Source organism: Diaphorobacter ruginosibacter (genome assembly GCF_040396215.1).
Taxonomy (GTDB): Bacteria; Pseudomonadota; Gammaproteobacteria; order Burkholderiales; family Burkholderiaceae_C; genus Diaphorobacter_A; species Diaphorobacter_A ruginosibacter_A.
Genome location: NZ_JBEBOW010000150.1, coordinates 1 through 8,473, shown reverse-complemented (window position 1 = coordinate 8,473; position 8,473 = coordinate 1). Strand labels below are relative to the sequence as shown.

General features: G+C 66.3%; 9 protein-coding genes. 4 read left to right on the top strand and 5 right to left on the bottom strand.

Going from position 1 to position 8,473, the window contains the following annotated elements; genetic code table 11:
• Positions 1–851 (bottom strand): acyclic terpene utilization AtuA family protein (locus ABWP92_RS15145; RefSeq protein ID WP_353236228.1); only part of this gene is annotated, 851 nt, incomplete at its 3' end.
• An 85-nt stretch (positions 852–936) separates the two neighbouring features.
• Here ABWP92_RS15145 and ABWP92_RS15140 point away from each other — a divergent pair.
• Positions 937–1,845, top strand: a complete 909-nt coding sequence (locus ABWP92_RS15140; protein ID WP_353236227.1) for a LysR family transcriptional regulator — start codon at positions 937–939, stop codon at positions 1,843–1,845.
• A 216-nt stretch (positions 1,846–2,061) separates the two neighbouring features.
• The gene (locus ABWP92_RS15135; protein ID WP_353236226.1) at positions 2,062–2,928 is read left to right on the top strand and encodes a universal stress protein; all 867 of its coding nucleotides are present in this window, start codon (positions 2,062–2,064) and stop codon (positions 2,926–2,928) included.
• A gap of 117 nt (positions 2,929–3,045) precedes the next feature.
• Here the strand turns inward: ABWP92_RS15135 and ABWP92_RS15130 are convergent, their stop codons facing one another.
• The 4 genes from ABWP92_RS15130 to ABWP92_RS15115 are packed head-to-tail and all read right to left on the bottom strand — an operon-like array spanning position 3,046 to position 6,227.
• Entirely contained in the window at positions 3,046–3,942 is an 897-nt protein-coding gene (locus tag ABWP92_RS15130) for an alpha/beta fold hydrolase (protein WP_353236225.1), read from the bottom strand.
• 54 nt (positions 3,943–3,996) lie between these two features.
• Positions 3,997–4,914, bottom strand: coding sequence for an alpha/beta hydrolase (locus ABWP92_RS15125; RefSeq protein WP_353236224.1), 918 nt, complete (start codon positions 4,912–4,914; stop codon positions 3,997–3,999).
• Complete coding sequence (locus ABWP92_RS15120) at positions 4,908–5,294, bottom strand: RidA family protein (protein WP_353236223.1); 387 nt, start codon at positions 5,292–5,294, stop codon at positions 4,908–4,910. The genes ABWP92_RS15125 and ABWP92_RS15120 overlap by 7 nt, the downstream gene beginning before the upstream one ends.
• Positions 5,295–5,315: 21 nt before the next feature.
• Positions 5,316–6,227 (bottom strand): ferritin family protein, encoded by a 912-nt coding sequence (locus tag ABWP92_RS15115; RefSeq protein ID WP_353236222.1) that lies wholly within the window; start codon positions 6,225–6,227, stop codon positions 5,316–5,318.
• A gap of 139 nt (positions 6,228–6,366) precedes the next feature.
• Here ABWP92_RS15115 and ABWP92_RS15110 point away from each other — a divergent pair, with 139 nt between their 5' ends.
• Both ABWP92_RS15110 and ABWP92_RS15105 read left to right on the top strand, forming a co-directional pair.
• Positions 6,367–7,272: a LysR family transcriptional regulator gene (locus ABWP92_RS15110; RefSeq protein ID WP_353236221.1), complete on the top strand. Its 906-nt coding sequence runs from the start codon at positions 6,367–6,369 to the stop codon at positions 7,270–7,272.
• 156 nt (positions 7,273–7,428) lie between these two features.
• Positions 7,429–8,415: a Bug family tripartite tricarboxylate transporter substrate binding protein gene (locus ABWP92_RS15105; protein WP_353236220.1), complete on the top strand. Its 987-nt coding sequence runs from the start codon at positions 7,429–7,431 to the stop codon at positions 8,413–8,415.
• Positions 8,416–8,473: the final 58 nt, after the last annotated feature.

Sequence of the window (8,473 nt, the reverse complement as noted above, 5' to 3'; positions counted from 1 at the left end):
GCGACCACGTCGGGCGTGAGATAGGCCGATGGGTCGTGCAGCTCGTACAGCAGTTGCTCCTTGACCGTGCGCGCGTCGATGCGGCCGCCAGTGCCCGCGGGCTTGGAGATCGTGCAGTTGCCGTCGGCGTCCAGCTCCGCGATGGGATAGCCGACATGCGCAAGATCCGGGACCTCCTTGAATCCCGGATCGGCGAAGTAGCCGCCCGAGACCTGCGATCCGCATTCGAGCAGATGCCCCGCCATCGTCGCGCGCGCCAGCCGGCTCCAGTCCCGCATGGACCAGCCGAAATGCGCGATCGCCGGCCCCAGGACCAGCGATGGGTCGGCCACCCGCCCGCACACCACGATATCCGCCCCCGCGCGCAACGCATGCGCGATCGGCTCGGCTCCGATATAGGCATTGGCGCTGACCAGCGGCTGCCTGGGCAGCTGCGGCCCAAGCGCCTGCTCCAGCATCGGGCGATGCTGCCGGCCAAGCAGATCATCGCCCTCCACCACCGCGACCCTGGGAGCACGCACGCCCAGTTCGGCCGCCAGGGCGAGAATCCTTCGCGCCGCGCCGCGCGGGTTAGCCGCGCCGAAGTTGCTCACGATGCGGATACCGTGCTTCAGGCACGGCGCCAGCACCGGGCGCAGCAGTTCATCCAGAAGCGGCTCGAATCCCGCATCCGGGTCATCGCGGCGTGCCAGTTGCGCCAGCGCCAGCGTGCGCTCCGCCAGGGTCTCGAACATCAGCACGGACGGTTTGCCCGCAGCGATCAAGTCCTCGACGATGGGCAACGCCGCGTCCGTGCGGTCGCCTGAAAAGCCGGCCGCGCATCCAACGCGCAGCACATTTGCCTGGGTCATGTTTTCCGGTCTCCTGCCGCGCACTTTAGGGAGCTTGGGTTATTCTGTGAAATTGATATTTAGGATAAATTGATCTGAAATTCAAATGAATATTTCCCTGCGCCAGATCGACGCCTTCCTCGCGCTGTCCAGCCAGCGCAATTTCACCCGTGCCGCTGCCCAGTGCCACCTGTCGCAGCCGGCGTTCAGCGCCCTGATCCGGTCGCTGGAGGACGAGCTTCAGGTGCGCCTGTTCGACCGCAGCACGCGGCATGTGGAGCTGAGCGCCGAAGGCCTCAACTTCACCGAATCCGCTCACCGCATACGTTCCGAAGTGGATCGCGCATTGGGCGGCATGCGCGACGCGGCGACGCTGCGGCGGGGGCGCGTGGCCATCGCGCTGCTGCCATCGCTCGCCGCGGGCTGGCTGCCCGCGCGGCTGGCCGAGTTCCGCAAGCGATTTCCGGGAATCGAGCTGGAGATCGCGGACGTGCTCTCCGAGCCCTGCATCGAACTGGTGGCGGGCGGCAAGGCGGACTTCGCCCTGGCCGCCATCCGCGCGGACACGCCGGACCTGCAGGCCGAGCCTTTCTGCAGCGATGATTTCCATCTGGTGTGCCGCGCCGACCACCCGCTGGCGAAGACCTCGGGGCCGCGCCACAGGCGGCCGATCCCGGTCGAGCAGCTGGCTCGGTACCCATTCATCCACATGGCCAGGCACAGCAGCGTGCGCCAGTTTCTCGAGGCGGCTCTGCATCCGCAGCCCATGCACAGCGTGATGGAGGTGGAGCAGCTCGCCACCGTCATGGGCATGGTGCGGGCGGGCCTGGGCATCAGCGTGATTCCGGCGCTCACGCTGTTTCACTTCCAACAGGAAGGGCTGGTCACCAGACCGCTGCACTGGCCCGCCCTCAGGCGCCAGATCTATCTGGTGCGCAGGCGCGACCGCAGCCTCTCGCTCGCGGCGCAGGCCATGTACGAAACGCTGATGGGAAACCGCCCGGTGATCGCCTGAGAATCCTTCCTGGAGATCACGGGGAAACCCCTCTCGCGCTGATCGAGCCGGAGACAAAGTAGGTGAATGCCCTGAATTCGCCGCGCCGCCCGGCCCGATGACGGCAATACCATTTTTTAGACGCTAAACTCAAATCGACATGCCCCGCATCCATTGCATGGGGATTCGCCCCAAGCCACGCGCTGGCTGGTTGTGCAGCACAGGAGGTAACGCCGAATGAACACCCCAGACACCGTATATGCCTGTATCGACGGACTCGATGCCACGGCATCCGTGATCGACAGCGCCGCCTGGGCCGCGCGGCGCCTGCACGCGCCGCTGACGCTGCTTCACGCGCTGGAGCGGCCCGAGCCGCTGCCGCCCGTCGGCGACTACAGCGGGCTCATCGGCGTGGGCGCGCAGGAGGTGCTGCTGCAGCGCCTCAACGAACTCGACGAGGAGCGCGCCAAGGTGGCGCACCAGGCGGCGCAGCAAATGATCGAGCAGGCGCTCAAGCACGTCGATCCCGAAAGCGTTCCTGCGCTGCATACATTCGTGAAGGACGGCAATCTCACCGACGTGCTGCTCGAACAGGAGCCGAGCGCGCGGCTGTTCGTGCTTGGCAAGGGATACCGTGCGACCACCGCGCGCAAGCTGCGGCTGGATCACCGCGTGGAGAGCGTGATCCGCAGCGTCAAGCAGCCGGTGCTGGTGATCACCGCATCCAGCTTCACCGCTCCGACCAATTTCGTGGTCGCGTTCGACGGCAGCGCCACCGCGCTGCGCGCCGTGCAGGCCGTGGCCCGCAGCCCCCTGCTTCGCGGCATGGCCGCGCAACTGGTGATGGCCGGCGATCCGACCGTGGACATGCTCGCGCAGCTCGAAGCTGCCCAGCGCCTGCTGGAGGAGTCGGGCTTTTCCGTGACGACGCAGATCGTGCGCGGCGTGCCCGAGGAAGCAATCCCCGCATTCCTGTCCTCGCGCAGCGACACCTTCCTGGTGCTGGGCGCCTACGGACATTCGCGCATTCGCCAGTTGATCGTCGGGAGCACCACCACCGCGCTCCTGCGGCTGAGCTCCGTGCCGGTTCTGGTGCTGCGCTGAAACCGTCCGGCGCCGCGAGAAAACGGCGGCGAACACAGGACAACGCCCGGAGCGATCACAGGTATCGTTCCGGGCGTTTTCACATCCCCCATTCTCGCGGCAGCTGCCGCGCCTGACCTAGCGGCCTTGCAGGAACGGCAGCGCGGACTGCAGCAGCGCCTCGGGAGCCTCTTCGGCGATGTAGTGCCCGCACGGCAGCGTGTGGCCGCTGACGCTGCTGCCGATCTTGCGCCACTCCTCGAGCGGCTTGAAGCAGCGGTTGACGATGCCATGCTCGCCCCAGAGCACCAGCGTCGGCTGCCGCAGCAGATTGCCCGCCTCGATGTCTTCGCGGTCGTGCTCGAGGTCGATATCCGCGGATGCGCGGTAATCCTCGCACAGCGCATGGGCCGCGCCGGGCAGCGCCATGCAGCGCTCGTACTCGGCCAGCGCCCGCAGATCGAACGGCGCCAGCCCCGCCGAGCGTCCGCCGAGAACGTCACGCACGTAGGCGGCGGGGTTCGCGCGGATCAGCCGCTCCGGCATGGGCGACTTCTGGATGAGGAAGAACCAGTGCCAGTACGCGCGCGCGAACGCCTCCGTGGTCTGCGAATACATGGCGAGCGTGGGAGCGATGTCCAGCAGCACCATGCGATCCACGGCCGCCGGATGATCCAGCGCGAGACGATGCGCCACGCGCGCGCCGCGATCATGCGCGAGCACGCTGAACTTGTCGTGGCCGAGCTGCTGCATGATGTGCAGCATGTCGCGCGCCATCACGCGCTTGCTGTAGTCGACACTGCGGGCGCCGCCATCCGGTTTGGACGAATCGCCATAGCCGCGCAGGTCCGCCAGCACCAAGGTGAAATGCCTGGCCAGCTCCGGCGCCACCTTGTGCCAGATGGCGGAAGTCTGCGGATGGCCGTGGAGCACCAGCAGGGGCGGGCCGTCGCCGCCCGTGAGTGTGTGAATGAAAACGCCGTCGCCCGAGGGGATCAGCGCGTCCTGGAATCCGGGAAATAACTCTTGAGACATGTCCCATCATATGCATCCGGGCCGATGGCGGATAGAACATGTCATCAAAGTCCATCAAGCTTTCCCGAACGCTCTCTCGCAGAACAGCAGGATCTGGTCTCCCAGCCAGCGCTCCTGCGTATTGAAGTGCGCCATGATGGACACATGGTTGTGGTCGGCCACGCTCAGGTGCAGCGGCGCCGCCTTGCGCGCCTGCCCCACGGCGTGGGCGAACTCCAGCCCGTACACATCCAGCCAGGGATTTTCAAACTCCGCCGTGACGACGAGCACCGGCAATTGCAGGCGGGCAGCGTGCGTCGTCGGAGAATGCGCGTCGAGCTGCGCCGCATCGTCGCCGAAATAGGCCCGCACGCCGGCGGCATTCGGATTGTCGGCCCGCACGTCCGCGCGCAATCGCGCCGACACCAGCACCAGAGCCTGGACCTGCGGGGCGCCCCCCACGGCGGGATCGCAGGCATATGCAGCGGCATGCGTGCCTCCCGCGGAGTGCCCGACAAGGCAGACCCGCCCGGCGTCACCGTCCCATTGGTGGATATGCCGGGCAATCCAGCCGCAGGCCTGGGCGACGTCCTGCGCTCCCCCCGGATAGGGCGCGTCCTGGGCCAGGCGGTATTCGACGTTGACGCCGATGCAGCCCTGCCGTGCAAACCATGTGAGCACGTTGCCATACATGTCGTCGCTGATGTCCTTGGCGCCGCGCACGAATGCGCCGCCATGCACGAAAGCGATCACCGGTGCGGGCCCGTGCGGCAGCGTGCCCGGGCGATAGATGTCCAGCACCTGGCGCTCGTGTTCGCCATAGCGCTGGTTCCTGTCCACCCGCACGTGCGCCTTCGGCGCGCTTGCCAGCAATGGCGCATACAGCGCCTTGGTGCGGTCGCCCGCCTCGCGGATGTTGCCGCGCCACGCCGCGCCGATGGCGCGTAGTTGCGCCGTCAGTTCGGGGTCTCTGGGCGGTGGTATGTTCAGCATGGCTTGAACGCTACGGCATCCACTTCGAAAAGCCACTGCGGCGCGGCAAGCGCCTGCGCCACCACCAGCGTGGACGCGGGCCTGGCCTCGCCAAGAAAGCCCTGGCGCACCGGGCCGAGCAGCGGCAGATGCCGGGCGTCCACCAGGTAGCTGTTGACCTTCACGAGATGCGATGCATCCATGCCGGCCGCTGCGAGCACGGCCATCAGGTTCATCCATGCCTGGCGCGCCTGGGCCTCGAAGCCTTCGCACAGCCGGCCGCCGGCATCGATGCCGATCTGGCCGGCCACATGCAGCCACTGCCCCTGCCCGCTGGCGGACACTGCATGGCTGTATGCGCCGACCGGCGGCGCAATCTCCGTTGGGTTGATCGACTGCATATGCGTGTCCCGCCGCATCGCTCAGGCCGCCGCGGCGACGCCGTCGAGCTCCGGGATGAGCGGAATCTCGACGCCGTATACGCCGACATCCTCGCGGATCTGGTTCACGCCCTTGCGGATGATGTCCATTTCCTCGTCCGGGTGGGTCGCACCCAGGCCATGCTCAGCCGCCAGCACGCGGTTGCGGCCCGAGCGGGCGCGTTCATCCGCCGGCAGGTTCACCACCGCGTAAACGCCGTTGAGCAGGCTGCCGCGTAGCTTCTTCGCCACCTTGATGCCGATGATCTCCTTTTCCTTTTGAGGCAGCTCGCTGAAGAAGCGGCGCATGATGATGCGGCCGAACTGGATGTGGCGGGCCTCGTCGCGCAGGATCAGCTGGCAGGCCTTGCGGATCGACTCGAAGCGCGCGTTCTCGTAACGCGCCTGCAGCAGCTCTCCCGAGAGCTGCTCGAACAGCGTGTTGACCGACAGGCCCGCGAAGAAGCTCATGGCCTTTTCGTCCTGTTCGTTGTGGAACTTCGGGATGATGTCCTTGAAGTAATCCGCGCGCGGCGTCGCCTCATAGCTTCCCAGCGCCTGCGCGATGCGAAAGCTCGCCTCATGGTGGCGGAACTCTTCCGCGATGAAGTTGGTGATGTGCTGCTTCACTTCGAACGGCTGGTGGTCGAAGATCGCCTCCAGCAGACGCTCCGCGCCATAGGGAGTGGCTCCATGCTCCATCCAGGCGCGCAGGCTCCACCATTCGGCGCCGGCCTGACGGACTTGCGGCGGCAGGTCCGCGGCCTGCAGGTCGGAGTAGTCGATGTCCAGCGGATCCCACGCCAGATCCCGCGCCTGGGTGCACAGCCGCCAGACGTCGGGATACTCCACGGTGGCGACCACCGGATAGGGGTTGGGAACGGTGACGATTTCTTCGAGCAGAGAAGCCTGCATTTTTCACTCCTTGGGGGTGGGGTTGGCTGGGAATGGAAGAAATACTAATAATGAATTGGTGATATTTGAAATACTATTCATGTGACATCGATATACACATAACGTATCAATACACTCCCCCACTCCTGGAGCCCCGCCCATGCTCGAGCTGCGCCTGATGCGCCAATTCGTCGTTCTTGCCGAGGAACTCAATTTCCGCCGCGCTGCCGAGCGGCTGCACATGTCCCAGCCGCCGCTGTCCGTGGCCATGCGCAATCTGGAGGACGCCGTCGGCGTGCAGTTGCTGGACCGCAGCAAGCATCACGTGCGGCTCACGCCCGCGGGGGCGGTGTTCCATCAGGATGCCAAGCGCATCCTGCAATATACGGCGCAGGCCCAGGAGCGCGCACGCCTGACCGGCCTGGGCCAGGAAGGCTCGCTGCGCCTGTCCTTCGTGCCCAGCGCCGCGCTGGACGTGCTGCCCGGCATCTTCAAGCGTTTCCAGCAGCAGTACCCCTGCGTGCGCCTGCATCTCACGGCGGAGACCACCACCCGCCAGTTGCAGGACCTGCGCAGCGGCCGCACGGACCTGGCGCTGGTCGTCGGGCCGGTGCTGGACGCCAACGGACTGACGGTGGAGGCGCTGGCGCCGCAATCCTTCGTCGTGGCCATGCCTGCCGACCACCCCCTTGCAAAGCACCAGCGGCAGGTCAGCATGCGGGCCCTGGCCGGGGAGCCGTTCGTGTCCTTCCCCGACGTGGAAGGCGCGGGCTTCACCACGGCCTTGCTGTCGGTATGCCGCGCGGCAGGATTCACGCCCCGCATCGTGCAGGAGGCATCGCAGATGCAGGCCATCCTGACGCTGGTGGCCGGCGGCCTGGGCGCCGCGCTCGTGCCCGCATCCATGCGCCGCCTGCACATGGACGACGTCGCGCTGCTGGACATCGCCGACCCCGATATCGCGCACACCTACGATCTGGTCATGGCGCGGGCCCGGCACAACGACAACCCGGTGATCGACGCATTCCTGCGCATTGCAAGCGAGGAAACCGGTTCTCAGGCCTGACCCGAGCCCGCGCCGCGCCGGAGCGCCACGCGTGACTCATGAATCGAATGACGTAATTCAATCTTTGTATTTGACCAAAATCAAGCTGATTTTCATCATTGGCGGCACGGATTTCGCATCAAGCCGCTTGTTCAGAAAAACCACGAGGAATCGGTCATGTCCACGATGAAACAGCTCCGCAGAACCCATATCTCCGCCCTGCTCGCGGGCGCCTTGCTGATGAGCATGGGCGTCACCGCGCAAGCGCAGTCCTTTCCCTCCAAACCGCTCACCATCATCGTGCCCTACCCGCCGGGAGGCACAGCCGACCTGCTGGCGCGCGCGGTGGGCATCAAGCTGGGCGAGCGGCTGGGCCAGCCCGTCATCGTCGAGAACAAGGCGGGCGCGGGAACGGCCATCGGCGCCCGCTACGTCGCCGACGTCACTCCCGACGGCTACACGCTGCTGCTGGGCACGGTCAGCTCACACGCCATCAATCCGGCCATGACGAAAGTGGGCTACGACCCGGTCCGCGACTTCGTTCCGGTGGCGCCGCTGGCATCCATTCCGTTCGTGCTGGTCGCCAACCCCGCGTCGCCCTACAACACCCTGTCCGACCTGATCGGCGCAGCGCAGAAGGCGCCCGGAGCCATCAGCTACGCATCCGCCGGCCCCGGCACCTCCAACCATCTGGCCGCGGAGATGCTGGGCAACTCCGCCAAGGTCAAATTGCTGCACATCCCCTATCGCGGCAGCGCTCCCGCGCTCGCCGACGTGCTCGCGGGCCACGTGCCGGTCATGTTCGATCTGCAGAGCACCGCCGTTCCCAACATCAGGCAAGGCAAGCTCAAGCCGCTGGCCGTCACCTCCGCGCGGCGCAGCTCCTTGTTGCCGGACGTTCCCACCGTGGCCGAGAGCGGGCTCAAGGACTACGAGGTGAGCGCATGGTTTGCACTGTTCGCGCCCGCCAGGACGCCCCAGCCGGTGCAGCACAGGCTCGACACGGAACTGGCCGCCGTCATGCAGTCGCCCGACATCAAGCAGCGCCTGCACGACATGGGCGCCGATCCGGACGAGCGCAGCATCGCCCAGTTCAAGACCTATGTGCAGGAAGAGGCCAGGAAGTATTCCCTCGTGGTCAGGACGGCCGGGCTCGGCCAGTAAGAGCCGCTAACACAACCCTCGATACGTCGTTGCTTCGCCTTGTCGTACGCTTGTACTG